The organism is Helicobacter burdigaliensis, from assembly GCF_003670295.1.
GTDB lineage: Bacteria > Campylobacterota > Campylobacteria > Campylobacterales > Helicobacteraceae > Helicobacter_D > Helicobacter_D burdigaliensis.
The window spans coordinates 1-1,105 of the sequence record NZ_QXJG01000048.1 but is presented as its reverse complement, the minus strand read 5'-3'; the positions used below and the strand labels follow the sequence as shown (position 1 = coordinate 1,105).

General features: G+C 30.5%; 1 protein-coding gene and 2 pseudogenes. All 3 read right to left on the bottom strand.

Translation table 11 applies throughout. The features are described from left to right. Positions 1-401, bottom strand: a pseudogene (locus tag EBF09_RS08970) (hypothetical protein); the annotation flags it as partial. Next, positions 395-979 carry a glycosyltransferase family protein gene (locus tag EBF09_RS08965; RefSeq protein WP_198672582.1) on the bottom strand — a complete coding sequence of 195 codons (585 nt, stop codon included), beginning with the start codon at positions 977-979 and terminating at the stop codon, positions 395-397. The gene EBF09_RS08965 and the pseudogene EBF09_RS08970, both read right to left, overlap by 7 nt. Beyond that, a pseudogene (locus EBF09_RS08960) lies at positions 903-1,105 on the bottom strand (hypothetical protein); the annotation flags it as partial. The gene EBF09_RS08965 and the pseudogene EBF09_RS08960, both read right to left, overlap by 77 nt.

Genomic DNA, 1,105 nt, shown 5'->3' with positions numbered 1-1,105 from the left:
TATTTTGCCATTTGTGGGCTTGGTCCTATTGCAATAGCTAATCTTGCTTGAATAAATTCAAAGAATTTATTGGGAAGACACATTTTAAGATTATAAGTGGTAGGAGGAACTAAAAAAATGCCTACATCATATTTTGAAGTAAAAGGAATAATAGATTCAAAGCTAACAGGCTCTATTATTCTTATATTTTTGCGCTTACTTGCCATTTCTACTAGTTTTTGATAATAATCTTGATAATAAGTAGGAACTAGCATTAAATCTAAACTAAAATTTGCCCCTACATAATCCATCAATTCTATCATATTATGGATACACCTATCTGGAGAAGCCATACCATGATGGATAATTTTAATTTTATTAGGATCAACAAAATGAGTTGGAAAACTTGTAAAATCTAACATAAAACCTCCTCTACAATCTTTAATAATTTCTCTCCCTCTGTTGTGGCATTTAATATCTTAGCAGCTTTATTAGCATTTTCTTTGTATTTTAATATCTGTTCTTTTGTTAAAGAATTTAAAGTTTTAGACATAGATTTAGGAGTAAAATCAGGAGAAATTACTCCTAAATCATATTCTTTTACATATTTTGCCATTTGTGGGCTTGGTCCTATTGCAATAGCTAATCTTGCTTGAATAAATTCAAAGAATTTATTGGGAAGTGCAAAATAACCATTATAATTTGTAGGTTGTAAAATATAAAATCCTACATCATATTTTGAAGTAAAAGGAATAATAGATTCAAAGCTAACAGGCTCTATTATTCTTACATTTTTTCTTATTTTTGCCATTTGTTCCAATTTAGCAAAATACTCTTTATCATTTGTTGGCACTAGCATTAAATCTAAACTAAAGCGTTCCTCTAGCAAATCTGCTGTTTCTATCATTTTATGGATACCCCTCTCATAGCTTGCCATTCCATGATAGATAAGTTTGATATTTTCTTGCAAAGTAGTGATTTCTTGGGGGGGGGGGGGCAAAATACTTGGCTGCTGAAGTAATCACATCACATTTAACACCATAATTCTTTTGATATTCTTCTGCAATTCCCTCACACACTGTATACATATAATCTACCTTAGGAAGATAGGTTTTGCATAGGTAAT